Genomic DNA, 25,018 nt, shown 5'->3' with positions numbered 1-25,018 from the left:
GCCGGTTTACTTTAAAAAGCAGTGGTAAGTTTGAAATTCATCATCTTTCACAAAGCCCATGGATTCATATAACTGATGCGATTGATAATTGCTTTTTTGGGTTTCCAAGGTAATGCGCAGCGCATTTTCATGGCGCGCAAATAAAATTGCGGTATCAATCAGCTGTTTGGCGGAGCCTTGGCGGCGGTAAACCGGCCGCACATAAACATCATCTAAAATATAGTAAGTTGAACAGGCGACAGAAGAAAAGCCAAGGTAAAGAAGGATAAAGCCGGTAAATACATCATCTTTGATATGGATGAAAAACACACTTTGCTGATTGTCGAAGCGCTGTTTTAAAAATTTATAGGATAAATCCAGATTGGAAGATGCGCCGTAAAATTGGCGGTATTCATCAAATAATACGGCCAGCTGGGTCAAATCCTGTTCTGATGCGCGTCTTACAATCATTGTTGTCTCCATGCATTTTATTATCTCTTTGCATGAAGCATAACCAAAATTCAGAAGTTGATGATTTTTAAATTGTTTGTAAATGCGACAGTGTTAACTTTTGTCACTTTCACCCAAAATGGCATTCAGCTCTTCAAACAAATCGATATGTTCATCATCCAGCAGCAGGTCAGTTTCTGATGCATCTGCCTGTTCAGTATCAATCAGATCGGGCTGTACAGATTTGGCATCCTGCTGCTTCAGTTTTCGCAGCCGAATCAGCTGTTCTAAATTAATGTTCTGATTTTCGATCGAGAAGGGGATAGATTTTGTCAGTACAACTTGTTTGAAAAAAAGGCGAACCGCTTGGGCAGGCGTAATCCCTAATTGCTTAAATACAGCAAAAGCTTGTTTTTTCTCTTGGGAGTCCAGACGGATTTGATAAACTTCGGTTTTTCTCATAATTTTAGAAAGCTTTAAATTACTTAACTTTTCGCATTTATTCTAATCAAAAATCATCAAATTTCAATAGCTAAACGCAGAAAATCTGAAAAATTGTAATGACATCCATATTACAGTGTAATTTAGAGGGCCAATTCCATTTTTGAGCTGAATTGCAGTGCTTCGAAAGTGACAGGATCTTTAAATTCAAGATGTTTTGCCAATAACTGCAATGGTGATGTGAAATCATCATCCGCTTTATGTGCGATTTTGGGATAAAACGGATCATTTTTGATTGGCAAGCCCAAATGGCTGAGATGGACCCTTAGCTGATGCTGCTTGCCTGTATGCGGTTTTAGCAGGTATTTGGCCCACAGCTGATTGTGCTCCAGCAGCTGTATTTCTGTTTCACTGTTGGGGGTGCCTTCACATACCTGCATGGTGTAAAACGGCTGCCCCTTGTCCATATTCAGCCGAACTGTTTGCGGAAATTGAAGACCCGAATCGTAGGGCGCAACCGCATGGTAGGTTTTTTGCACTTGCCGGTCTGCGAACATTTGCTGGTAAATGCCGCGCGTTTCAGGCCGCTTGGAAAATAAGACCACTCCAGCAGTTTCACGGTCTAGGCGGTGAATTGGGCTAAGCTGCTCATTGCCCATTTGGTTTTTCAGCCTGACCAGAAGGGTTTCTTGCACATATTGCCCGGTCGGACTGATGGTCAAAAAATGCGGTTTATCAATCACCAGCAAATCATCATTTTCAAATAAAATGGCATGTTCGAAGGGCACATGAATTTCGCGCTTCAGAAAACGGTAATAAAATACGTGGCTGCCAGCCTGAAATGCGCTGTCTATCCGCAGCTGTTGCCCTTTGGCATCATAGATCAAGCCATCCATAAAACGCTGCTGCCATTCGGCCGCTTCAATATGCGGGAACTGCAGGCACATGTAAGCGAAAACTGTCTGAATGGATGACGGGGAAGGCTTTAAGAAAACTTTACTGGCGCTGACGCCATGCAGCATGGGCGGTGTAAAGTCGGCAGGGTGCATAGCAGGCATTGGATCACTTTGACTGGATGAATTGAAGCCGCCAGATTGTAAAAAATACACAATCTAACGCCAAGAAATAGGCTTTTCAAGCTGTGCGATGCTATCATATTTGCTCTTTAAGTACATGTCGTGAGCAGTATGCAGCACTCATTTAATCTGACTTTAAATAATGAAGAAGATACCAAAAACCTGGCTGAAATTTTGTCAAAGAATTTCACAGCGGGTGTCATTTATTTAATTGGCGATTTAGGTGCAGGAAAAACCACGCTCACGCGTTATTGGCTGCAGGCTATGGGCCACAAGGGCGCGGTAAAAAGCCCAACCTATACCTTGGTAGAGCCGTATAATATTCAAGGCAAAGATATTTTTCATTTCGATTTATACCGCCTCAATGATCCTTATGAGTTGGAATTGATGGGCATCCGTGATTATCTGGAAACTGCCGATGCGCTGTTTTTATTTGAATGGCCATCCAAAGGCGGTGAAGAAATACCGCAGGCCGATTTAGTGATTAATATTGAAAAATCTGAAGACGATTTAATCCGTATTGCAACATTAAATTCATCTTCTGAGTCTTTACAGCAGGCTTTAGAGAAGCATTTTGTATGATGAATGATGTCAGCGCCCGCCGCATCCGAACGCTCGATCCTGCCTTAGCCAACCAGATTGCTGCCGGTGAAGTGATTGAGCGCCCAGCTTCTGTGGTAAAAGAGCTGCTGGAAAATGCCATTGATGCAGGTGCAACCGAGCTGATTATTCGGGTTGAGCAAGGCGGCAGCACGCTGATTGAAATCATTGATAATGGCCGGGGGATACATTCAGAAGATTTGCCCTTGGCAGTGATGCGCCATGCCACCAGCAAAATACAAACAGCTGATGATCTGCAGGCCATTGTCAGCTTAGGTTTCCGCGGTGAAGCTTTGGCATCCATCGCCGCTGTATCGCGCCTGACTTTAATCAGTAGTCAGGATGAAGACGGCGTGGGTTATCAGGTCGAAGTTAACGGTACTGCATTTGATCATCAGGAAATTCAAGCCGTTGCTTCTGCCAAAGGCACGCAGATTCGGGTTCAGGATTTATTTTTTAATGTCCCGGCGCGCCGTAAATTTTTAAAGAAGCCCGGCACCGAATTTGGCCATATTGAAGAAATCGTCCGCCGTCTGGCGCTGACGCATTTTGATATCCGCTTTGTTTTAGAGCATAACAGCAGCATCAAGCTGAATTTGCCTGTTGCTGACAGCGGCGAACTGCGGTTTCAGCGTGTGCAGCAGATGCTGGGCCGCCAATTCACTCAAAATGCCTATTGGATCGATGCAGACAGCATCAATATGAGTTTAAGCGGCTGGCTGGGGCATCCTTCAGATGCGCGTGCGCAGGCCGACTTGCAGTATGTTTATGTGAATGGCCGGATTGTGAAAGATAAAACGATTTCGCATGCGCTGCGGATGGCTTATGAAGGGATTTTGCACGGCCACCAGCATGCTGGCTATTTGCTGTTTTTGGAAGTTGATCCAGAAAATATTGATGTCAATGTGCATCCGACCAAACATGAAATCCGCTTTTTGAATCAGCGGGAAGTGCATGAATTTGTACGCCATTATGCGAAAGCGACTTTATCGCAGTTCCAGACTGCCTCGGCTGAATTGGCATCTGCAATGAAGCAGGATGATCAAGCGCCTGTACAGGACGCTTTTCAGCCGCAGCCGCGTTATCAGGAGCAGTTCCTGCTGCATAAAGCTGCGGAATCTGCCGCAGCGCCAGCTCAAGAAACACCTCTACCGGATGGCCTAAGTGATTTTAATTCGGTGCAGCCGCAATCTGTGTCTTATCTGCAGCCTTCAGCTTCAAATCATGCGGCTGGCTATGCATCCGGCTATTCTTCACAGTATGCCGGTTCGCAAAAACTGAATAATGCGCTGCAAAGCTACTTGGCGCCGCTGCGGGATGCCTCGGCAGATAGCCTTCAAACCGAGTCATTAGAAAATCACATCGCGGCGAAAGTAGATGAGCATCCTTTAGGCATCGCGATCGCTCAGCTGCATGGCATTTATATATTGGCGCAAAACACCGAAGGCCTGATTATTGTTGATATGCATGCGGCGCATGAGCGGATTGTTCTGCAGCAGATGAAAGCGGCATGGGATAAGCCGGAATTTTGGACTTCACAGCAGCTGCTGATTCCGAAAGTGGTGCCGATCAGCCGCATGCAGGCTGCGCGCATTGACGATTTAAAAGAGCAGCTGGCGCGCTTAGGGCTGGATATAGATCAGTATGGCGATGAGCAGGTGATCGTGCGAGGTGTGCCCGCTATTTTGCATAAGGCGGATTTTGATGCCTTGATTCCTGAATTGCTGCATGATTTAGATCCGAATGATCAGGCACAGGGCTTGCTGCAAAAACGCGACCAGATTTTGGCAGGCATGGCCTGCCATGGCGCTGTGCGCGCGCACCGCATTTTAAGCCTTTCAGAAATGAATGCTTTGCTCCGGCAAATGGAGCAAACCGAATTTGCCAGCCAATGCAATCATGGGCGCCCAACATGGCGCGCCTTTCCATTGGCACAGCTTGATAAATTATTTGCTCGGGGAGAGTAGCGTTACATGTCAAATCAACTGCCGGTCATCAATTTAATGGGGCCTACTGCAAGCGGGAAAACCGCTTTGGCATGTCAACTTTATGAACAGGGCAATTTTGAACTGATTTCCGTCGATTCTGCGCTGGTATTCAAAGATATGGATATTGGCACAGCAAAGCCTACGCAAGAGGAACAGGCGCGTTACCCGCATCATCTGATTGATCTTATCAGTCCATTGGAGGTGTATTCAGCTTCACAATTTGTCGATGATGCCAGTGCGCTGATTGAGGATATGCATTCGCGCGGCAAAACCCCTATTTTAGTCGGCGGAACAATGCTGTATTTCAAGGCATTGCTGGAAGGATTGTCTTCCAATCTGCCTGGCACAGATTACGCGGTACGGGCCGAAATTGAGGAAAAAGCGGCGCAGGAAGGCTGGGAGGCTGTGTATGCTGAACTTTGTCAAGTCGATCCTTTGGCTGGCCAAAGGTTTAAAATGAGTGATAAGCAGCGGATCACCCGAGCTTTAGAGGTCTTTAAGCTCACAGGCGAACCAATTACAAAATTGCAGGCTGAGCAGCCTAAAAATTTACCATATAAGTACAATTTTCATAATTATGCTTTGATGCCTGATCGATTAGAATTGCATAAGCGCATAGAAAAACGATTAGAAATTATGTGGGAAATCGGATTTTTAAATGAAGTGAAAGGCTTGATGAAAAAATACGATTTAGATGAAAATCTTCCTTCCATGCGCTCCGTTGGCTATCGGCAAGCACTCGATTTTTTGAAAAAAAGTGATCAAACTGGTGAAAAACAGCGGGAAATGGAGGATAGAGCGCTCTTTGCAACACGACAACTTGCTAAACGTCAATATACTTGGTTAAGATCTTTGCAAGAAAAGCATAAATTTACTACATATTTTACTATCGAGCAGGCTCAAGAAGACTTGCGAAACTGCCACGGATAAAGCAAAATTTAGCTACTGCCTTTTTTATAATTTTTAATTGAAAAATAAAGGTAGTTTTGCGCTGATTTTTTAATTTTTTTTTTGGAGTTATAACATGTCTAAAGGTCAAACTTTACAAGATCCGTTCTTAAATTCTCTCCGTAAAGAACGTATTCCAGTTTCTATTTTCCTTGTGAACGGTATTAAATTACAAGGTCACATTGAATCTTTTGACCAATATGTGGTTTTACTGAAAAACACTGTAAGTCAAATGGTTTATAAACACGCCATTTCTACTGTTGTTCCAGCCCGTAATCCGCGTCCTGCTGGCGCTCCTGCTGGTGCTCAAGGTGCAGGCGGCTTCGGCGGTGCTCAAGGTCAAGGCAGCGGCTTTGGCGGCGGTCAAGGCGGCGGCTTCGGCGGTCAAGGCGGCTTCGGCGGTCAAGGCGGCTTCGGCGGCCAAGGCGGCGGCTTCGGCGGTCAAGGCGGCGGCTTCGGCGGTCAAGGCGGCTTCGGCGGTCAAGGCGGCGGCTTCGGCGGTCAGGGCGGCTTCGGCGGTCAAGGCGGCTTCGGCGGCCAAACTTCTGGTTTTGACGGCGAAACTAAATTTGAAGATTCTCAAGATGACGAAAATAATCGTTAATTAAGAATTTTAAAAAAGCCTCTTTTTATAAAGAGGCTTTTTTTTGCTTTTGAGAAGATCATAAAAAACCAGCTGATCAGCTGGTTTTCTATCAATCACCTTAAGGCTTATTCTTTTTGCGGTCTAGGCTGGCATCTTTAATGTCTACAAATGCATTGTTGCGGATTTCCCGCAGCCAGCTGTCCAATTCCGCATCAAATTGACGTTCACCCAGCAGCTGCCGCGCCATGCGCTCTTGATATTCTTTGGTCATATCCTGCTGGCGGGTATCAGTCACTTGAAGAATGTGCCAGCCAAACTGTGATTGGAATGGTTCACTGATTTGACCTTTCGGTGTATTTTTCATTTTATCATCAAACTCTGGAACCATCATGCCCGGTGTAACCCAGCCCAAGCTTCCGCCATCACGGGCAGAGCCGGGATCGTTTGAATATGTCGATGCCAATACAGCAAAATCTTCACCTTTTTGCAGGCGGCTGTACAGGCTGTCAATCATTTGCTTCGCATTTTCAGGGCTAACAACTTCAGAGGGCTGAATCAGGATATGGCGCGTTTGATATTGCGGAACGATGGCTTTCTGGTCACCGCCTTTACGCTCTACCAGTTTTAAGATATGAATGCCGTCACGCACAGGAATCAGCTCAGTCGTTTGACCATCCTGCAGCGGGCTTACACGGGCAGCCAGCTCGGCAGGAATATCAGACAAGCTGCGGAATCCCATGTCTGCACCTTCAACTTTGATAGTGCCGGTAGAGAACTTTTTGCCGATTGCCGCGACATCATTGCTGTTCGCAAGCTCAGCTTTTACCTCTTTTGCCACTTTTTGAGCGGCGGCTTCATTACCTGAAATGCGGACGTGCAGAACATGCGCTTGATTGCCAATCGCTGCTTGGCCTTGCGGTGAATTTAAGAAGTTTTTGACATCTGCGTCACTGATTTGAATGCGCGATGTTACGATTTGCTGGCGCAGGCGTTTGATGGCTAAATCTTCGGCAATCTGGCTGCGTAATGATGCATAAGTATTGGGCGCAATTTTATCCAGTTTTTGCTGGAAAGCTTCTAGGCTTGGTGAGCCCGAGTCTTTTGCAACTTTTAATACCGCCTCATTTAAGCTTTTTTCATCGGGCTTAATGTTGTAGCGCTTGACTTGTTCGAGCTGCGCCTGGCGGATAATGAGCTGTTCTAGCGCTTGCTGCTGCAAATACTGTTCTGGCGGTACGGTTTTCTTTTGCGCTTCAAGCTGGTGTTTGAGTTCGGCAATGCTCTGTTCTAAATCACTGCGCAGAATTACGCTATTGTCCACAACAGCAATAACTTCATCTTTAGGTTGAGCAGCAAAGGCTGGCAATGATGCAGAAAGGCAAAGAGCAAGTGCTGTCGCTTTAAAAACGCGTTTTAACTGTAGTGTGTTCATTAACGTTCTGTCCAATTTTGATTGATATTATTAAAGCCTAATACTCGGGTTTCCAATAAAGATGCAAGTTTATTGTTGAAACCGCCTAAGCCCTTCAGAGTAAATTCTGCCATGATCGCGCGTTTTGGCTTTACGCTGTCATCATTGACATTGTCCAAATCATTATAATAAGAGCGGCCATAGACTGATAAGCCCCAGCAGCACGATTCATAGTTGACGCCAAGCAGGTATTCACGGGCGACATTGTTGTCCAAGTCGTACTGTGCATGACCCACCAGCCGCCAATTGTTGTGTACGGGCTGAATGAAGGATGCAACAGCTTGATCGTAGCTGTCTTGACGATTTGGCAAGTACCGGCGGTTAAAATAGCCGATATTGTAGAGGTTGCCCTTATCGCCTGTGTAATACAGCTGTACATCACGCTGCGCATTATCGCCGTTGGACATCCATGCGCCGTTTGCACTGACTCTGAAGCGTTCAGACAGCTGGCTGGATACGTTAACCACAGGGCCTGTGCGGCGCTCGCGGTCAAATTCATCGGACGTATTATTGAGTGTTACGCGGCGGTCTTCAAAGTAGAAGCTTTGCCCCACGCTGGCTTTCAGGCGTTCCAGTCCAATGCTGTCAAATAGGCTGTAGCTGAGGCCTAGAGATGCAAAGTTGTTGTCTTCTAAGCGGTCATGGCCGTAGAAACGGTTCGGGCTGAACAGCTGGTCATAGTTGATGGACGCTGTGGTTGTGTCAAAGTTTGGGCTGCTGTCCTGATTTTTATAAGGCGCATAGGCGTAGAACAGCCGGGGGGTTAAGGTCTGCAGGAATTTTCCATCTTTTTCAAATGTCAGGCCGGTATCCAGCGTGAACTGCGGCACAATCGTGGATTTGCGCTCATTTGAAGAGTTGATGTTCTGCGCATTAATGGTGTCCTGATCATAGAAGGTGTTGATGCTGCGGACAGAGACTTCAGGAATGACAAAAGACCACGGCGTAAGGTAATTGTAGCGCACTGCGAAATCATTGTAGATGCGCGTGCCGCTAGGTTCAGCGCTTGTGCTGTTGAAGTCGGAAATGTCTTTCTTAAAATAAGCGGTATCGTGATTAAACTCGTACTGCAGGCCTAAAGGGCTGCCATGCTTATAGTTCAGGAGGAATTGCGGCAAACGGGCATAAGGGCGGTCTTCGTCTTTGACGGTATTATCCAGCGTTTGGAAATTTTCAACTTTCAGCTGCGCTTTAAGGCCGGGGATGCCGTTTTTATAATTGAGTTCCCACGCGCGGCGCAGGTTCAAGTCGGTTTTTGAATTCGGGTTATTGTTTAAGTCGGTAAAATAATCTTTATCCGATGCATAGTTGAAATCTATGTTGGTGCTGAACTGCTGGTTAAGATCCCATTTGTGCAAAATGTGCAAATCTTTACGGTCTTGGTCGTCATATTTTTTATCTGAAGGCAGGTAGCCGCCCCAGATCATGCCTTCACCGTAGTTTTCCGTTAAGTAGCGGAATTCGCCTTCCAGCATTGGGCCGCGGGCACTGATAAAGCGCGGTGTAAGGGTAGCATCATAATTCGGCGCAAGATTCAGATACACCGGTACGCCAAGTTCGATCCCGCCGTCATTGGTGAAGCCGAAGCTTGGCGTTAAAATGCCTGTAGTGCGGCGGTCATCAATAGGGAAGTTGAAATACGGCACAGCCATCACGGGAACATCTTTTACATACAGTTTTGTTCCTATGGTCTCACCGCGGCCGGTTTCCTGATTCAGCTTAATGGTGTTGGCTTGAATTTTCCAAGTCGGCTTTTCATCCGGAGGACAGGTGCTGTAAGTGGCATTTTTCAGCTCGACCGTCTGTGCGGATGTGCGTGAAATTTTTTCTGCGCTGCCATGCGCATGGGTTTGCTCAGCAATGTACAGGCTGTTGCTTAAATCACCTTGCTGTGTTTTTAGATTGTAATTAATCGAGTCGCTTTGTGAGAGCAGGCCGGCTTGCGCCATTTGAACATGGCCTGATGCATTGGCGTAAGTTTGGGTCTTATCAATTTTAATTTGGTCAGCGCGGATTTGACGGCCTTCTTGATCAATAATGACATTGCCTTCAAGAATTGAGTCTCCATTGGGGTCAAAGTGGCCGTAATCGGCAGTGACGGTGGACGTCGCCTGATCTGAAGGCACGGCTTTGACATCCGGTGCAATGGGCGTGACCCATGCGCCTTGGCAATACGCTGAACTGAGCTGATGTCCTGCACGCTGCTGCGCTTCGGGTGAGGATTTGTCTACATAATATTGTTCAAAAAAGCTTTGACCTGGATAAGCTTCCGAAATCGTTTGTTTTAATTGCTCTGCGTCATTTTCCGCAGACGCTGGCGATGCCGCATAGCTTGATACTGAGCTGCCGCAAAGAAGGGTTAAGATCGCAGTCGCTAAAGGATTAAATTTAAACTGATGCTTCATTTGTCTCATTAACCAAGAATGCTTTATCGCAATTAATTATTGTCGCATCATAGAGAAAAAGTTGATAAGTAGCTACACTTAGCACTTTAAAAACTCAGCCTGTATTAGAATTTATTGCAAATGAATACACAACGTGAACAATCGATACAATCATGGATTGCATCTGTACTTGGTTCGGATCAATTTGAAACTCATTTTTTAGCAGGCGATGCAAGCTTCCGTCGTTATGCACGAATCAAATTGAATAATAAAACATTTATGCTCATGGATGCACCACCAGAAAAAGAAGATTGTGTGCCTTTTGTGACGATTGACGAATTTTTTGATGCTAATGGTGTGCGCGTGCCGCATATCGTGGCCAAAGACTTAGAGCAAGGCTTTCTTTTGTTAGAAGATTTTGGCGATGTTTTGCTCTCGGCACTGCTAACTGATGAAACAGTAGACAATCATTATGCGCAAAGTTTTGCTCAATTGATTCAATTGCAGTCAATTGATGGAGTTAATCATTTTCCGGAATATTCGTATGAAAAGCTGATGTCTGAAATGGCATTGCTGATAGATTGGTTGCTGCCATCGTTGCAGATCAAGCCATCGGATGAGGAAAGCGCTTTAATTAAGCGTACTTTTGCCATTCTTGCGAATGCGGCATTGGCGCAGCCGCAAGTGATTGTGCACCGTGACTTCCACAGCCGAAATTTGATGGCGCTGGCAGATGAAAAAGAGCAGGGTGTCATCGATTTTCAGGATGCCGTGATTGGCGCAGATACTTATGACCTGATTTCCATTACCCGAGATGCTTATGTGCAGTGGAATCCTGAACGCGTCTACAGCTGGTTCCAGACCTTCTATAATTTGCTGCCTGCATCTGCCAAAGAAGGCCGTGATTTTGAGCAATTCAAAAAAGATGCAGACTTTATGGCGATTCAGCGCCATATTAAAATTTTAGGCATTTTTGTGCGTCTGTTTGAACGTGACGGCAAGTCGGGCTATTTGAAAGATTTGCCGCGCGTGATGTGGTATCTGCTGGAAGAAAGCAAGCCGTATGCAGAATTACAACCGTTTATGCAGTTTATCCAAGCTAAAGTATTGCCAAAATTTGAAGCCAAATATGGCGCTTATGAGGTTGCAGCATAATGAAAGCGATGATTTTAGCGGCAGGGCTGGGCAATCGCATGCGTCCGCTAACATTGTATAAACCGAAGCCTTTATTGGAAGTGGGCGGAAAGCCGCTGATTGTCTGGCATATCGAAAAGCTGAAAGACATTGGCGTGACTGAAATTGTGATTAATTCGGCTTGGCTGGCGGATGTACTGATTGGCGCATTAGACGATGGCTCTCAGTTTGGTGTGAATATCCGCTGGACGCGTGAAGCGGAAGGCTTGGAAACGGCTGGCGGCATTATTAATGCATTGCCGCTGCTGGGAACTGAGCCTTTTATTTTGGTCAATGGCGATGTATGGACAACGTTTGATTTCGCCTCGCTGCTGGATGTGCGGCTGGAGCAGGATCTAGCGCACTTGGTTTTTGTTAAGAATCCGCCGCAGCATGAAAAAGGTGATTTTACCTTATCTGCGGGGCGCGCTTATACCTTTGATCAAGCGCATGCAGGCGAGCCTTTAACTTATAGCGGCGTCGCAGTGATTCATCCAAAAATGTTTGACGGGCTGGAACAGGGCAAGCGTCCATTAGCGCCGCTTTTAAAGCAAGGCATGCTGGATGGGAAAATTTCAGCGGAAAAAATGCAGGCTGCCTGGGTGGATGTTGGCACTCCTGAGCGATTAAGTGCGCTGGATCTCCAGATTCGTGAAGGGATGTACGCTTAAGTGCATATTCGCTAAACACATCCTGCTGTGACAGGCAGGATAAATCGGTATACTTCCATCTAACTTTTTCGAGACGTTATTGTATGCACACGTTTTTTAAAGAACTTAAGCAAGGCAGTCAAGCGTTAGGTTTGGAACTCAGTGATGATGTTTTAAATTTATTGCTCAAGTATCAAGATGCTTTGGTGCTGTGGAATAAAGCCTATAATTTGACAGCAATCCGTGATCCGAAAGAAATGCTGGTGAAGCACCTTTTGGACAGCTTGAGTATTTTAAAAGACTTGCCGCCAGGCCGTCTTTTAGATATTGGCACAGGCGGCGGCATGCCAGGCATGATCATTGCGCTATGCCAGCCGGAACGCCAATGTGTTTTGCTGGATTCGAACGGCAAAAAGATCCGGTTTTTGAAGCAGTTTATTGCTGACTTAAAATTAGAAAATGTTGTTGCTGTGCAAACGCGTGTCGAAAATGAGGACAGCATTAATGAGCTGGGCAAGTTTGATGTCATCACCAGCCGCGCTTTCGCCTCTTTGACGGACTTTATCAACGCATCCATTCCATTCATGCATGATCAGAGCATTATTGCATCAATGAAAGGGCTGATTCCAAGTGAAGAAGTCGATGCATTTAAAGATCAATTCAGCTGCGATATTATCGAGCTGAGCGTTCCGCGCTTGGATGAACAGCGTCATTTGCTTTTGTTGAAACGTATTTAATTATTTCTAAGGATTGGGGTTTACCATGGCACAAATTATTGCGATTGCGAACCAGAAAGGTGGTGTCGGTAAAACTACAACCGCAGTAAATTTGGCTGCATCTTTAGCCGTGCTGAAAAAACGCGTGTTGCTTGTGGATATGGATTCACAAGGCAATGCCACGATGGGTTCAGGCATTCAGAAGAATGAGCTGCTGTATTCCGTCACAGATGTACTATTGGGCGAGATGCCGATTGAAACAGCCATTACCCGTGCGGAAGTTGGCTATAAGGTTTTAGGCGCCAACCGAGAACTGGCGGGCGTTGAATTGGCAATTGCAGAGCAGGAAGGCCGAGAGTTCATTCTGCGTGAAGCGCTGCAGCAGATTGAAGATAAGTTTGATTATATTATTGTGGACTGCGCGCCGAGTTTAAGCTTGATTACAGTCAATGCCTTGGCTGCTGTAGACAGTGTGCTGATTCCAATGCAATGTGAGTATTATGCGCTGGAAGGCTTGGCGGATTTAACCCAAACCATTGACCGCATTCAGCAAGCGTTGAATCCAGATTTGCAGATTATGGGCGTGCTGAGAACAATGTTTGATGCGCGCAATGCGTTAACGCGCGATGTGTCTTCAGAGCTTGAACAATACTTTGGCAAAAAATTGTACGACACTGTCATTCCGCGCAATGTGCGGCTGGCGGAAGCGCCTGCACATGGCTTGCCGGTGATTTATTTTGAAAAAAGTTCAAAGGGTGCAGTTGCCTATCTAAATTTAGCGGCTGAGATGTTAAAAAAAAGCAAAGGAAAGAAAGGAAGTAACGCATGACCACAAAAAAACGCGGATTAGCAAAAGGCCGTGGTTTGGATGCCTTACTTGGTTCCATCCAAAAAGAAAAATTACAATTGGAAGCGCAAGCTTTAGATCATGGTCAGCTGAAGCAAATTGATGTGCATTTACTGCAGCGCGGTGAATATCAGCCGCGCCGCTTTATTCATGAGCAAGATTTACAGGAATTGGCGGCATCGATTGAAAAGCATGGCGTGATGCAGCCTATTGTCATCCGCCCAATCGATGATGAAAAGCATCCCTATGAAATCATTGCCGGTGAACGCCGCTGGCGCGCTGCGCAATTGGCGGGCTTAACCGAAGTTCCAGCCATAGTCCGCGATTTGAGCGATCAGGTCGCCATTGCATTGGCGTTGATTGAAAATATTCAGCGTCAAGATCTGAATCCAATAGATCAGGCGATGGCGCTGCAACGTTTTCATGAAGAGTTTGGCTTAAGCCATCAGGAAATTGCCGATACCGTTGGAAAAGCGCGCACCACCATCAGCAATTTATTGCGCTTATTATCCTTGGCTGAGCCAGTTAAAGATTTTATGCAGCAGAGTCTGCTGGATATGGGGCATGCCCGGGCAATTTTGACGCTCAAAGCGAAAGATCAGCTGAAAGTTGCTGAGCATGTCATCGAAAAAAGCCTGTCAGTGCGTCAAACAGAGCAGCTGGTGCGTGATTTGAATGCGCCCAAGCAAACTAAAGAAAAACAAGCAGCATCTGCAGATATTCAGCAATTGTCACAGCGCCTGTCTGACCGTTTCGGTGCAGATGTCAAAATAGACCATAACAAGCAAGGCAAAGGCAAATTGGTGATTAATTACCATTCTTTGGAAGAGCTGGATGGTATTTTAAATATTTGCTTAGCTGATTAATTTTAAATTTCGATTTATTGGGGAAAATCAAATGTGGGAATTAGTCAAGGCTGGCGGATGGCTTATGCTGCCGCTGGTTTTATGTTCAATCTTTACCATCGCGATTTCAATTGAGCGCTTTATCCGCTTGAAAAAAGTGATGGTGCTGCCAGCCGCTTTGCTGATGAATCAAAATCAAACAGCAGAGCAAGTTGTAGAAAAGCTGAAGCAAGATCAAACCTTGCAGCGCAGTACTTTGGGGCGTGTTTTCGCCGCGGGTTACCGCAGTAAAAATCAGCCTGAGCAGTTTGCCCGTGCGCAAATGGAAGTCACAGCATCGCAAGAGATTGGCTATTTGGAAAAGAATATCAATTTCTTAGGTACGCTAAGTGCAGCCGCGCCGCTGCTGGGTCTGCTGGGTACGGTCATGGGCATTATTGAGTCATTTTTAATGATTGATGTCGGGACGAACAGCGATCCGGTATTGATGATGCCGGGTATTTCTAAAGCGCTGATTACAACAGCTGCAGGGATGTTTATTGCGATCCCTGCACTGTTTGCTCACCGCTATTTTCAGCGTTTGGTGCAAGAGTATGTTGCAGAATTGGAACAGCAGGCAACACTGTTTCATGCTGCGCTGTATTACCAAAACAAGACTGATGAAGCATTACAAGATTTGCAAAAAGCAAGCTGAGGCGGTCGAATGAAATTTAAGCGCAGGCAGGTTGAAGATATACATATTAACTTAACGCCAATGATCGACTGCTTATTGTTTATCTTGGTGTTTTTGCTTCTTTCGACCACTTTTAGCCAAATGAGCCGAATGAACCTGACGCTGCCGGATGCACAAGGCGTGCCGCCAAAGCAGTTTGATCAGAAAATAGAGGTTGTTGTCGATTCTTCTGGGCATTATTCTGTAAATGGCCAGTCGCTTTCCAGTAAAGAGGCATCCGATTTAAATACGGCAATTAAACAGATTTCCAATGATCGCCGTGATTTAATGTTTATTATTGCCGCTGATGCGAAAGCAACCCATCAGGATGTGATCCGTGTTATGGATGTAGCAGGCCAGCTGGGCTTTGTGAATGTAAATATCAGTACGAAAGTACCGACTCGAGGTTATTAGTGAAGCACGATGTAAAAGTTTATCTGCGCCTGCTGGGTTATTTAAAACCTTTTTGGGGCTTGGCGATATTTGTTGTAATTGGTTTTGCAATCAATGCGGCAACAGAAGTATCCGTCGCTAAGCTGCTTGAAAAGATTATTAATGCGATTCAGCACCGTGATCAGGGTTTTACATCGTTATTTCCTATATTGGTTATCCTCTTAATGTTCTTCCGCGGGCTGGGAACATTCATTGGCGGTTATTATACAGCGGTGATTTCACGGAATTTGATTTTTAATATCCGTCAAGAAGTCTTTGCTAAGCTGATGCGCCTGCCTTCTCAATATTATCTGGATAATTCCAGCGGCCACATCACCGCGAAGATTATGTACAACGTTGAGCAGCTGACAGCGGCCTCGACCGAATCGCTGCGCACCATTGTTCAGCAGGGTTTAATTACCTGCGGTTTGGTGGGTTATCTGATTTACAGCAATTGGCGCTTAACTTTAATTATTCTGATTTTTGCGCCTTTGATTGGTTTGCTGATTCGCAAAGCGTCTAAGCGCATGCGCAAGCTGTCGAGCCAAGTGCAGGACACCATGGGTGATGTCAACCATGTGGTGCAGGAAACTGTCAATGGCAATGTCGTCGTTAAGGGTTTTTCGGGACAGGATTATGAGCAAAAGCGCTTCTATGACAGTTCAATGGAAAATTTGCGCCGCGGCATGAAAATGGTGGTGGTGCAGCAGCTGAATAGCCCGATTGTGCAGCTGATTATGTCGATCCCTTTGGCAATTGTAATGTACATCGCGCTGCGTCCTGAAATTATGCAGGATACTTCAGCTGGGCAGTTTGTGGCATATATTACGGCTGCAGGCATGCTGAGCAAGCCGATTAAAGCCTTGACCGATGTGAATGAAAAGATTCAGCGCGGCATGGCAGCGGCGCATTCCGTATTTGAGCTGCTGGATATGCCTGAAGAGAAAAATTCAGGAACATTGACGCCTGTGCTGAAAGGCAATATTGAATTTAAGGCTGTCAATCTGGTTTATGCAGATGGCTATCATGCATTGCATGATTTTAATTTGATCGTGAATGCGGGCGAAACCGTGGCCTTGGTTGGACGTTCCGGCGCAGGCAAAACTTCTTTGGTGAATTTGCTGCTGCGCTATCAGGACATCAGCAGCGGCCAGCTGACACTGGACAATATTGATATTTATGATATTGAAATCAATAATCTGCGTCAGCAAATTTCGATGGTGAACCAGCAGGTTGTGCTGTTTAACCGGACGGTCCGCGAAAATATTGCTTACGGTCAGCTGGAAAATGCCACTGATGAACAGATTGTTGCGGCGGCTAAATCTGCTTATGCGCATGAATTTATTATGAATCTTCCTCAGGGGTATGATACGCCGCTGGGTGCGCAAGGGTTGAATTTGTCGGGCGGCCAGCGCCAGCGCATCGCTATTGCGCGGGCAATTTTAAAAGATGCGCCAATTTTAATTTTGGATGAAGCCACCAGTGCGCTGGATAATGAATCTGAATACTATATTCAGCAGGCTTTTGATGCGGCAATGCGAAATCGCACTACGGTTGTGATTGCGCACCGTTTGTCAACGATTGAAAATGCTGACCGCATTGTGGTGATGGATAAGGGCCGAATCGTAGAGCAAGGCTCGCATGCAGAGCTGATGGAAAATCGCGGCGCCTATTATCAGCTGCATCAGCGCAATTTTGAGGAACAGTAAATGTCTGTGGTGCAATTAATTCAAAATGCTTGGAATAAGCAGGCTAAGTGGTTAATTGTGCTTCGTCCGTTATCATGGCTGTACTGCGGCGGGTTTATGTTGAATAAAAGCCTTTATAAGGCTGGTTTAAAGCAAAGCTATACCGCCCCTGTGCCGGTCATGGTAATAGGCAATATCACCGTGGGCGGCAGCGGTAAAACGCCGTTGCTGATTCATCTGGTCAGATATCTGCAAAACCGCAATGTGCGTGTGGGAGTGATCAGCCGGGGCTACGGCGGCAAAGGCCCGTTTCCAGCTTACGTTGGCTTGGATTCGGATGCAGACACTGCAGGCGATGAGCCTGTGCTGATTGTTCAATCTACAGGCGTGCCTATGGCTGTTGGGCCAAATCGGCAAAAAAGCATAGAGCTGCTGCTGTCTAAGCATGCTTTAGATTTAATCATCTGCGATGACGGCTTGCAGCATTGGGCGCTTGAGCGTCAGCTGGAGTGGATCGTGCTGGACAATAACCGGGGCTTGGGCAATGAAAAAATACTGCCTGAAGGTTATTTGCGTGAACCGAAAACCCGCCTGCAAGGCAGTACGGTGATTGAGCATGCCGCGCAGCCGAAGATGCCATTAAATATGCATTTGACTGCGTCGGCGCCGTATTTGCTGAATGAAGGCATGGTCAAAGACTTTGATGCGAACTCGGATTTTTATGCCGTTGCGGGCATCGGCTTTCCGCAGCGGTTTTACAATACATTGGAAAAAATGGGGATTCAGCATTTTCAATGTCATGAATTTCCAGATCATTTCGAATACGAAATTGAAGACTTGCAGTTTGAAGACAGCAATCCGATTATTACCACAGAAAAAGATGCGGTAAAAATTTTACCGCTGCTCAAGCAGAATCCAGACTTTCAGCGTGAAATTTGGGTTGTTCCTGTTGATGCAGTGCTGTCATCAGCATGTTATGAAACATTGCATCAGCAGCTGAAACAGTTGGGCATCCAATTTGATGAAGGCTTAAATTGATGAAACATATTGTTATTCCAGCGCGTTTTTCCAGTTCCCGCTTGCCAGGTAAGCCTTTGCTGGAAATTCATGGACGCCCGATGATTTTGCGTGTCGTCGATCAAGCGAAGAAAGTACAAGGTTTTGATGATCTATGTGTGGCGACAGATGATGAGCGTATTGCTGAGGTTTGCTGTGCAGAAGGCGTTGATGTTGTTTTGACATCGGCTGACCATCCATCAGGCACAGACCGCTTAAGCGAAGTTGCCCGGATTAAAGGCTGGAATGCTGACGACATTATTGTCAATGTGCAGGGTGATGAGCCTTTGCTTCCTTCATTATTGGTGAAGCAGGTTGCCCAATTGCTTGAAGATCAGCCGGCTTCATCGATGTCGACTTTATGTGAGCCCATACATAGCTTAGATGAGTTTTTGCGTGACAGTATCGTCAAAGTGGTGATGTCCAAGCACAATCAAGCGTTGTATTTTAGCCGCGCAACCATTCCTTATGACCGCGATGGTGCAAAGTTAACGGAGCGTAAGCTGCATGATCACGCGTACCGTCATCTCGGTTTATATGCCTACCGCGTGAAGCTTTTGCAGGAATATGTCACCTGGGATATGGGGCTGCTGGAAAAATTGGAGAGTCTGGAACAGCTGCGTGTTTTAGAAAATGGCCATCAAATTGCCATTGCTGTGGCTGAAGCGAATTTGCCGCCGGGCGTAGATACGCAGGCTGATTTAGACCGGTTGAATCAAATGGATGTTTCTAACTTCGAATAAAGGGCGGCTTCCATCCATGGCAAATGAAATTAAAGCGCAAGTCTACCCTTGGCAGCAAACGGTCTGGGATACACTGACCGGCCGTTTCCCTAAATTGGGCCATGGCTTGCTGTTTTATGGCAAAAAAGGCTGCGGCAAGCATGCGTTTGCACATTACTTTTTGGCCTGGGTGCTGTGTTTAAACCGTCATGAAAACAATCAGCCTTGCGGCGTCTGCGGCAGCTGTCTGTGGCTGAAATCAGATACGCATCCGAATTATGTGCATATCACGACAGATGAAGACAATAAAAAGCAGAATGCTAAAATAAAAATTGAGAAAATCCGCGATTTACTGCCTTTTGTGCAGCAGACGGTAGATGGCTGGCGTGTGGTGGTGATTGAGCCTGCAGAAGCATTAAATACCGCTTCCGCCAATGCGCTGCTGAAGACGCTGGAAGAACCGGGTGACCGTACTGTCATTATTCTGCTGGCGGATCATTATTTGAAATTGCCTGCAACCATCCGCAGCCGCCTGCAGCACTTTGCTTTAGACCGGATCAGCGCCGGCCATGCAGAAGCTTATTTGCATGAAAATTTGCCGGACAGTGATTTGCAAATGCATCAGCTGCTGATGAACCTGTCGAATCAAATGCCGCTGCAGGCGGTAGAATTGGCGCAAAGTGAATGGCTCAATTTACGGCAGGATTTTGTGAATGACTGGCTTAAACTGGTGCGACAAAAAAGTATGCCGGTGGCGATTGCGACCAAGTGGAATAAAGCGCTGAACTTTAGTGATTTCAGTCAAATGTTTGAATACTTGTTGTCTGATTTGATTTGTGTCAAGCTAAATCAGGCAATAAAAAATATTGATTTGAATTTTAATGATCTGCCTGATCAGTATGATTTAGAATCATTATTTGGCATTTATGCCGAGCTGCAGCAATCCAAAAAGTTTATCGAACAAAACGTACAAACTAACTTAGTTCTGGATCAGCTGTGCATTAAATTGATGAATCTTTAAAAATAAGGGGAACGACAATGCAGCCACGTATGGGCGGAATCATTCAAGCGAACATTCCGGATGTGGAAACATTATTTGCCAGCTATATGCCCTATGTGGCCGGTGGCGGCCTTTTTGTTCCTTCTCAGCAGGCGGTAAAAATGGGGGATGAAGTCTTTGTACTGACGACTCTGCCTGAACAATCTCAAAAAGTTCCTTTGACAGGTAAAGTCATTTGGATTTCTCAAAAGCAAAATGGCATTAAACCTCAAGGCTTTGGCATTCAGCTTGCCGGCGAAAAAGGCATTTATTTCAAATCTGAAGCAGAACGCATGCTGGCAGGGCTTAAAACTGAAGGCCGCAGAAGTTACACTATGTAGAGTTACACCTTACTCAGCATAGGTACTTATTGTGTTTACAGATACTCATTGTCATTTAACATTGCTTGATCTAACGCCCTATGGCGGCGATTTGGATCTAGCGCTGGAACAGGCTCGCAAAGCGGGTGTCTCCCGGTTTATGAGTATCTCAGTGGATTTGGATGATCATATCCAGCTGGCGGCGACCGCTGCCCGCCATGCAGATGTGGGATATTCTGTCGGGGTGCACCCTTGTGAAGATCCTGCCACTATGGCGCGGGCAACGACTGATTATTTGGTGGAGCTGGCGCAGCCTGAAAAAGTTTGGGCTTTGGGTGAAACGGGGCTGGACTATTTTCACAGCACGGATTTTATTCAAGAGCAGAAAGAATGTTTTGCCCGCCATATTCATGCTTCGCAGACTGTCAAAAAGCCTGTCGTTGTGCATACCCGCGCAGCAAAGCAGGATACGGTAGATATTATCCGCGCGGAAAAATCTACCCACGGCATTTTGCACTGCTTTACGGAAGATTGGGAAACCGCAAAAGCCGTACTGGATTGCGGCTATTACATTTCTTTTTCAGGCATTGTGTCCTTTAAAAATGCGCAAGACTTGCGTGATGTTGCCAAGCAGGTGCCGCTGGACCGTGTGCTGATTGAAACGGACAGCCCTTATTTGGCGCCCATGCCTTATAGAGGAAAGTCTAATGAACCAAAATATGTTCCCTATGTAGCCAAAGCCTTAAGTGATGTATATGATAAGTCACTAGAAGAGATGGCTTTAATCACAAAGCAAAACTTTGAAAACCTTCTCAATTTAAAGTGAATCATTTGAATTGATATAAGCGCAGAAGAGAGTATAGGGTGAAGATGGATCGTCAGGCTCAGTTTCGAGCACGAGAAGCGTTGATTTTTCAAGTTGCAGAGCAGCTTCTTTTAGAAAATGGTGAATCTGGAATGACGCTGGATGCACTGGCTGCAGAGCTGGATCTGGCTAAAGGAACTCTCTATAAGCATTTTCAGAGTAAAGATGAGCTGTATATGCTGCTGATCATCCGCAATGAACGCATGCTGCTGGAAATGATTAAAGATACCGACAAGCAGTTTCCTGAGCACTTGGCTTTCTTCATGCTGCATCATTTGCATCATCCGGAGCGTACAGTGCTGTTTCACCAAATTGAAGAACGCCTTGCGACAACGGGTGTGGGCATACAGATGCTGTTCAGCGAGCTGTATCAAGTGCGAAAGCACCGGCTGCGTTTGATTATCCGCATGACAGAAAGCTATTTGGAATCTATTCACAGTTCAATGTCGGTACGTGACTATTTGGCTTCGATCTGGTCGCTGACGCATGGCGCTGCGGCTATTTTAAACTCCAGTTTTTATCAGCGCTATCTGGGGTCACGGGATACCCTAAGAGTGGCTTATATCGATCAAGCCTTGGCATTGCCCAAGCAGATCAGCGCCGCGGCTCAATTTGCTTAAAGGCATGCTATGAATACTCAGCCATCATCAATGCGGGGCTTCACTTTAGTCGAATTGATGGTGGTTATTGTAATTATGGGCATCATGGCGTCATTGGTCATGATGAATATTGGCGGTACAGATCAGCGCAAGGCCATGCAGGCGCGTGAAGTATTTCTCATGGACGTGCAGAAAATTCTGCGTGAATCCAATGATCAGTCCCGAATTTTGGCGCTGAATGCGCAGGCGGCAACAGATGTAGCAGCTTTTCAATATGATGTAAGGGAATATCTGCCCAAGCAGAACACAGAAAGCTTATTGAATCAGAATAATAATTGGCAAAACTACAAAGATTTTCCTATGCGGCTATTGCCTGAGCATGTCACTTTCAGTATTCAGCCTTTAGAACGCCGTTATGAAAATGCCAATAACAGTGAACTCTTGAATCAGAATGCGCCAAAGCTGATTTGGCTGGGCAATGGGGAGGTTAAACCTGTACGCATTCAGTTTTATTTTGAAGAGCGTCCTGTGGGCAATGAAATTGAGATTGACCATCTGGGAAAAATAAATGAAAGCTGAATGTGCAAAGCAAGATTCTTTGACCTGTGCCGCGGTACAGCAGCGCAGTGCCCGAAACTGTACAGGCTTTACACTGCTGGAAGTGATGGTCGCGCTGGCAATTTTTGCAACTGCGGCTATGGCTTTAACCAATGTCGCAATGCAATACACGCAAGCCACTGCAAATGCTGTTTTAAGAACAAAGGCGCAGTTTGTTGCACTCAATGAAATTGCAAATATGGAAATGAACCGCGATTGGATGACTGGAACATCTTCCAAGCAAGTCACACAGCAGGGAGAAAAGTGGCAAATTGATAAATCTGCACAGGCGACCATCAGCCCTAATGTGCAGCGCATTGATGTGCAAATCAGTTTAATGAATGCAGAAACGAACAAAGTTGAGTCGGGTATTGCCACTTTGGTGTTCTTTAATCAGAAGGCCAAAGCTTGATGCAGCCGAAAAATAAAATAAATCAAACCCTATCTTCAGGTTTTACATTGGTTGAGCTGCTGGTGGCGGTTGCGATTTTTGCGGTGCTGTCTGCATTGGGCTGGAAAGTTTTTGACTATATTGCCAAAGTCAAAGAGCGCAATACAATGCATGAGGTGCAGCTGTCGCAGGTGCAGGAAGCTTATCAGCAGATTTTGCGGGATACCGTACAGGCTGTGCCGCTGACGGCTAATATGAATGGCAATATTCAGCCAGCGCTGGTGCTGCAAAATGGCCGTTTGAGTTTTAGTAAAACCGGGGTAACGGATCCTTTGAATCAAGGTATTGCACCTGATGAACGCATTGAATATGCATACCGCGCAGAAGAAAAAAAACTCTATCGGCTCAAGTACAGCAATTTAAATCAGACAGGGCATGATCAGCCAGATTCCAGTGTGCTTTTGGCAGATGCAGAGCAGTTTGAAATAACCGCGCTGAACCCGAATGAACTCAATAATTGGCCTGATCCATTGGCGGATTTGTCGCAAGCCAGCGCACAGCAGCATTTTCCGCGGGGCTTAAAAATTAAGCTCAAGGTGAATAATGTGGAATATGAGTGGCTATTTAGCCTGTTGAATACGGATTTCCTTCAGAAAAGCAGTGTGGGGCAGGAGAGTGGCAATAATGGCAGCGCTGGCGATTCAAGTCATGCAGGCGGTACTCAAGGAGCGTCTGCGCAATGAAGCTCAGCTGCAGAAAGGCATCCAGTCCGCATCGGCAAAGCGGTATTGCCTTATTGACTATTTTGGTCATGGTGGCCTTGGCGACAATTTTGGCGGCCGGCATTGCAAAGCATCAAAGCAATACGGCAGAAGCGACCGCTTATTTAATGCGGCAAAATCAATCGTTGCTGTATGCGAAAAGCGCAGAAGTTTTTTTTGCAGAAATGCTGAAAGATGATGCTGAAAATGCTGGCGATGTCGATTCTCTGCAGGAGAATTGGGCCAAGCCGATGCCTGCTTTTCCTGTGGATGATGGCTATGTTTCCGGTGTGCTGGAAGATCAATCCGGTAAATTCAATCTGAACAGTTTGCTCAAAGCGGATGGCAGTGTGAATGAAAATGCCAAAAAATGGTTTGAAAAAATATTGGTAAAAGCGGGATTGCCTGCGCAGCTCAGTGAAGCGGTGATTGATTGGCAAGATGCAGACGATGAGCAGACGGGCTCAATGGGGGCGGAGTCAGGCTATTACCGAGGACTGCAAAATGCACCGATGCCGCCAAATGCAAAATTCCATCGTATAGAAGAACTAAAGCAGATCCGCGGCTTTGAGGATGGCAAATATAAATTAATAGCCGCCTACATTAGCGCCTTGCCAAACAATGAAACCAAAGTGAACATCAATACTGCGCCTGCATTTTTATTGGCGAGCATGGATGAGAAGCTGGATGCGCATGCTGTTCAGCAGTTGCTGGATAAAAAAAATGCAGCCTTGGAAAAATTTAATAACACAGCTGAGCTGTGGCAAGCTGAGCCTTTTTCATCAGTATCGGCAGAAAATAAGGCGATTGTCGGTGACTTGCTGGGTGTGCAGTCCAATTACTTCACGGCTAAAATTGAAATTGAACTTAGCGGCCGGAAACGTCAATTCAGTTCAGAACTGGTGAGAAAAGATAAGGATGTTTATGTGGCTTACCGGAGCATGGCGCCATTCTAAATAGGCTTCGCAAGCCTCATGCATTTTACCAATTGCATTGAACTGTAAAATTAATGCTCAAGGTTTTAGTTTTGCTTTATAATCCCGATAAATTCACAAGTTTTAATTGAATTACGGCATATGTTAATTCGTAAGTTATTTAAGTTTGAAAATGCTCATATTGTGCGTAACTGCACTTCAGACCGCTGCAAGCGTTCAATTCACGGGCACAGCTATAAAGTTGAACTATTGCTTAAAGCTTCGAAATTAGATCATGGTCAAATGGTTTACGATTTTGGACTGCTGAAAGGCGTCATTAAAGACCTTTACGACAGTTTTGATCATGCAATCTGTTTTTGGCAGCAAGACAATGCAGGCTATATTGAGGCGTGCAAAAACTTCAGTGCGCGCTGGGTATCTTTGCCTGTGTCTCCATCGGCAGAACAGTTTTCAAGAATTTTCTTTTATTTGGCGCAGCAAGTGCTGGCATCGACTGAAACCCAAAATGGCGAAGGTGATGTTGAGGTCTATTCTGTGATTGTGCATGAAACTGATACGGGCTATGCGCAAAGTTTTGCAGAAGATATTGCTAATGAGCAAATGGGCCTTTTAAATTTAGACCAGATTGAATTTTCAGAGCAGGTGAAAGCGGAGTGGGCAGATCCTGAAATGTTTGATAAATTAATCCGCGGCATTAAATTTCAAAATCCAAGCGTGGATTTGCAAGTTAAACTTTAATGCAGCATT

General features: G+C 45.8%; 28 protein-coding genes. 23 read left to right on the top strand and 5 right to left on the bottom strand.

The features are described from left to right. Nucleotides 1-6: 6 nt before the first annotated feature. From JZ784_RS14610 to JZ784_RS14600, 3 genes are all read right to left on the bottom strand, one after another. Complete coding sequence (locus JZ784_RS14610) at nucleotides 7-450, bottom strand: GNAT family N-acetyltransferase (RefSeq protein WP_005008963.1); 444 nt, start codon at nucleotides 448-450, stop codon at nucleotides 7-9. A gap of 93 nt (nucleotides 451-543) precedes the next feature. Then, nucleotides 544-891 (bottom strand): type II toxin-antitoxin system RelB/DinJ family antitoxin, encoded by a 348-nt coding sequence (locus JZ784_RS14605; RefSeq protein ID WP_005008965.1) that lies wholly within the window; start codon nucleotides 889-891, stop codon nucleotides 544-546. A 122-nt stretch (nucleotides 892-1,013) separates the two neighbouring features. After that, a complete protein-coding gene (locus JZ784_RS14600) occupies nucleotides 1,014-1,919 on the bottom strand; it encodes an RluA family pseudouridine synthase (RefSeq protein ID WP_346315380.1) in 906 nt (301 codons plus the stop codon). A gap of 138 nt (nucleotides 1,920-2,057) precedes the next feature. On the opposite strand from JZ784_RS14600, the gene tsaE reads away from it, so the two are divergent. The 4 genes from tsaE to hfq all read left to right on the top strand — a co-directional run bounded on the left by tsaE (nucleotide 2,058) and on the right by hfq (nucleotide 6,086). After that, entirely contained in the window at nucleotides 2,058-2,528 is a 471-nt protein-coding gene (gene tsaE / locus JZ784_RS14595) for a tRNA (adenosine(37)-N6)-threonylcarbamoyltransferase complex ATPase subunit type 1 TsaE (RefSeq protein WP_005008970.1), read from the top strand. Further along, nucleotides 2,525-4,513, top strand: coding sequence for a DNA mismatch repair endonuclease MutL (gene mutL, locus JZ784_RS14590; RefSeq protein ID WP_346315350.1), 1,989 nt, complete (start codon nucleotides 2,525-2,527; stop codon nucleotides 4,511-4,513). The genes tsaE and mutL overlap by 4 nt, the downstream gene beginning before the upstream one ends. 6 nt (nucleotides 4,514-4,519) lie before the next feature. Continuing rightward, a complete protein-coding gene (gene miaA, locus JZ784_RS14585; RefSeq protein WP_346315349.1) occupies nucleotides 4,520-5,464 on the top strand; it encodes a tRNA (adenosine(37)-N6)-dimethylallyltransferase MiaA in 945 nt (314 codons plus the stop codon). A gap of 94 nt (nucleotides 5,465-5,558) precedes the next feature. Further along, complete coding sequence (hfq, locus tag JZ784_RS14580; protein ID WP_346315348.1) at nucleotides 5,559-6,086, top strand: RNA chaperone Hfq; 528 nt, start codon at nucleotides 5,559-5,561, stop codon at nucleotides 6,084-6,086. A gap of 100 nt (nucleotides 6,087-6,186) precedes the next feature. Here the strand turns inward: hfq and JZ784_RS14575 are convergent, their stop codons facing one another. Both JZ784_RS14575 and lptD read right to left on the bottom strand, forming a co-directional pair. Next, on the bottom strand, nucleotides 6,187-7,500 hold the full coding sequence (locus tag JZ784_RS14575; RefSeq protein WP_346315347.1) for a peptidylprolyl isomerase: 1,314 nt from the start codon (nucleotides 7,498-7,500) through the stop codon (nucleotides 6,187-6,189). Further along, nucleotides 7,500-9,944, bottom strand: a complete 2,445-nt coding sequence (lptD, locus tag JZ784_RS14570) for an LPS assembly protein LptD (RefSeq protein ID WP_346315346.1) — start codon at nucleotides 9,942-9,944, stop codon at nucleotides 7,500-7,502. The genes JZ784_RS14575 and lptD overlap by 1 nt, the downstream gene beginning before the upstream one ends. A 120-nt stretch (nucleotides 9,945-10,064) precedes the next feature. On the opposite strand from lptD, the gene JZ784_RS14565 reads away from it, so the two are divergent. The 19 genes from JZ784_RS14565 to JZ784_RS14475 all read left to right on the top strand — a co-directional run bounded on the left by JZ784_RS14565 (nucleotide 10,065) and on the right by JZ784_RS14475 (nucleotide 25,009). Further along, the gene (locus tag JZ784_RS14565) at nucleotides 10,065-11,078 is read left to right on the top strand and encodes a phosphotransferase (protein ID WP_346315345.1); all 1,014 of its coding nucleotides are present in this window, start codon (nucleotides 10,065-10,067) and stop codon (nucleotides 11,076-11,078) included. Beyond that, nucleotides 11,078-11,767: an N-acetylmuramate alpha-1-phosphate uridylyltransferase MurU gene (gene murU, locus JZ784_RS14560; protein WP_346315344.1), complete on the top strand. Its 690-nt coding sequence runs from the start codon at nucleotides 11,078-11,080 to the stop codon at nucleotides 11,765-11,767. The genes JZ784_RS14565 and murU overlap by 1 nt, the downstream gene beginning before the upstream one ends. Nucleotides 11,768-11,850: 83 nt before the next feature. Continuing rightward, nucleotides 11,851-12,483, top strand: coding sequence for a 16S rRNA (guanine(527)-N(7))-methyltransferase RsmG (gene rsmG / locus JZ784_RS14555; RefSeq protein WP_005008991.1), 633 nt, complete (start codon nucleotides 11,851-11,853; stop codon nucleotides 12,481-12,483). Between the two features lie 25 nt (nucleotides 12,484-12,508). Beyond that, nucleotides 12,509-13,291 (top strand): ParA family protein, encoded by a 783-nt coding sequence (locus JZ784_RS14550; protein ID WP_346315343.1) that lies wholly within the window; start codon nucleotides 12,509-12,511, stop codon nucleotides 13,289-13,291. Continuing rightward, nucleotides 13,288-14,175 carry a ParB/RepB/Spo0J family partition protein gene (locus JZ784_RS14545; RefSeq protein WP_005008995.1) on the top strand — a complete coding sequence of 296 codons (888 nt, stop codon included), beginning with the start codon at nucleotides 13,288-13,290 and terminating at the stop codon, nucleotides 14,173-14,175. Before JZ784_RS14550 ends, JZ784_RS14545 begins: the two co-directional genes overlap by 4 nt. A 31-nt stretch (nucleotides 14,176-14,206) precedes the next feature. Further along, on the top strand, nucleotides 14,207-14,848 hold the full coding sequence (locus JZ784_RS14540) for a MotA/TolQ/ExbB proton channel family protein (protein WP_346315342.1): 642 nt from the start codon (nucleotides 14,207-14,209) through the stop codon (nucleotides 14,846-14,848). Nucleotides 14,849-14,857: 9 nt separating this feature from the next. After that, on the top strand, nucleotides 14,858-15,280 hold the full coding sequence (locus JZ784_RS14535) for a biopolymer transporter ExbD (protein WP_005009001.1): 423 nt from the start codon (nucleotides 14,858-14,860) through the stop codon (nucleotides 15,278-15,280). Further along, entirely contained in the window at nucleotides 15,280-17,007 is a 1,728-nt protein-coding gene (gene msbA / locus JZ784_RS14530) for a lipid A export permease/ATP-binding protein MsbA (protein ID WP_005009003.1), read from the top strand. Before JZ784_RS14535 ends, msbA begins: the two co-directional genes overlap by 1 nt. Further along, entirely contained in the window at nucleotides 17,008-18,024 is a 1,017-nt protein-coding gene (gene lpxK / locus JZ784_RS14525) for a tetraacyldisaccharide 4'-kinase (RefSeq protein WP_346315341.1), read from the top strand. Further along, entirely contained in the window at nucleotides 18,024-18,785 is a 762-nt protein-coding gene (gene kdsB / locus JZ784_RS14520; RefSeq protein WP_346315340.1) for a 3-deoxy-manno-octulosonate cytidylyltransferase, read from the top strand. The genes lpxK and kdsB overlap by 1 nt, the downstream gene beginning before the upstream one ends. Nucleotides 18,786-18,801: 16 nt before the next feature. Beyond that, the gene (locus tag JZ784_RS14515) at nucleotides 18,802-19,785 is read left to right on the top strand and encodes a DNA polymerase III subunit delta' (RefSeq protein ID WP_346315339.1); all 984 of its coding nucleotides are present in this window, start codon (nucleotides 18,802-18,804) and stop codon (nucleotides 19,783-19,785) included. A 17-nt stretch (nucleotides 19,786-19,802) separates the two neighbouring features. Continuing rightward, nucleotides 19,803-20,144 (top strand): PilZ domain-containing protein, encoded by a 342-nt coding sequence (locus JZ784_RS14510; protein WP_346315338.1) that lies wholly within the window; start codon nucleotides 19,803-19,805, stop codon nucleotides 20,142-20,144. A 31-nt stretch (nucleotides 20,145-20,175) separates the two neighbouring features. Beyond that, nucleotides 20,176-20,949 carry a TatD family hydrolase gene (locus tag JZ784_RS14505; protein ID WP_346315337.1) on the top strand — a complete coding sequence of 258 codons (774 nt, stop codon included), beginning with the start codon at nucleotides 20,176-20,178 and terminating at the stop codon, nucleotides 20,947-20,949. Between the two features lie 44 nt (nucleotides 20,950-20,993). Continuing rightward, nucleotides 20,994-21,608: a TetR/AcrR family transcriptional regulator gene (locus JZ784_RS14500; RefSeq protein ID WP_005009016.1), complete on the top strand. Its 615-nt coding sequence runs from the start codon at nucleotides 20,994-20,996 to the stop codon at nucleotides 21,606-21,608. Between the two features lie 9 nt (nucleotides 21,609-21,617). Further along, nucleotides 21,618-22,166, top strand: coding sequence for a type II secretion system protein (locus JZ784_RS14495; protein WP_346315336.1), 549 nt, complete (start codon nucleotides 21,618-21,620; stop codon nucleotides 22,164-22,166). Beyond that, on the top strand, nucleotides 22,156-22,596 hold the full coding sequence (gene gspI / locus JZ784_RS14490; RefSeq protein ID WP_346315335.1) for a type II secretion system minor pseudopilin GspI: 441 nt from the start codon (nucleotides 22,156-22,158) through the stop codon (nucleotides 22,594-22,596). The genes JZ784_RS14495 and gspI overlap by 11 nt, the downstream gene beginning before the upstream one ends. Next, nucleotides 22,596-23,318, top strand: coding sequence for a type II secretion system protein GspJ (locus tag JZ784_RS14485; protein WP_346315334.1), 723 nt, complete (start codon nucleotides 22,596-22,598; stop codon nucleotides 23,316-23,318). Before gspI ends, JZ784_RS14485 begins: the two co-directional genes overlap by 1 nt. Then, nucleotides 23,315-24,292: a type II secretion system minor pseudopilin GspK gene (gene gspK / locus JZ784_RS14480; protein ID WP_346315333.1), complete on the top strand. Its 978-nt coding sequence runs from the start codon at nucleotides 23,315-23,317 to the stop codon at nucleotides 24,290-24,292. Before JZ784_RS14485 ends, gspK begins: the two co-directional genes overlap by 4 nt. A gap of 120 nt (nucleotides 24,293-24,412) precedes the next feature. Continuing rightward, complete coding sequence (locus JZ784_RS14475) at nucleotides 24,413-25,009, top strand: 6-carboxytetrahydropterin synthase (protein ID WP_346315332.1); 597 nt, start codon at nucleotides 24,413-24,415, stop codon at nucleotides 25,007-25,009. Nucleotides 25,010-25,018 lie beyond the last annotated feature (9 nt).

Origin of the sequence: Acinetobacter sp. CWB-B33, from assembly GCF_039655955.1 — a bacterium.
In the GTDB taxonomy this organism is placed as follows: Bacteria; Pseudomonadota; Gammaproteobacteria; order Pseudomonadales; family Moraxellaceae; genus Acinetobacter; species Acinetobacter bouvetii.
The sequence above is the reverse complement of the archived record's forward strand: the minus strand, read 5'-3'. Positions and strand labels throughout refer to the sequence as shown.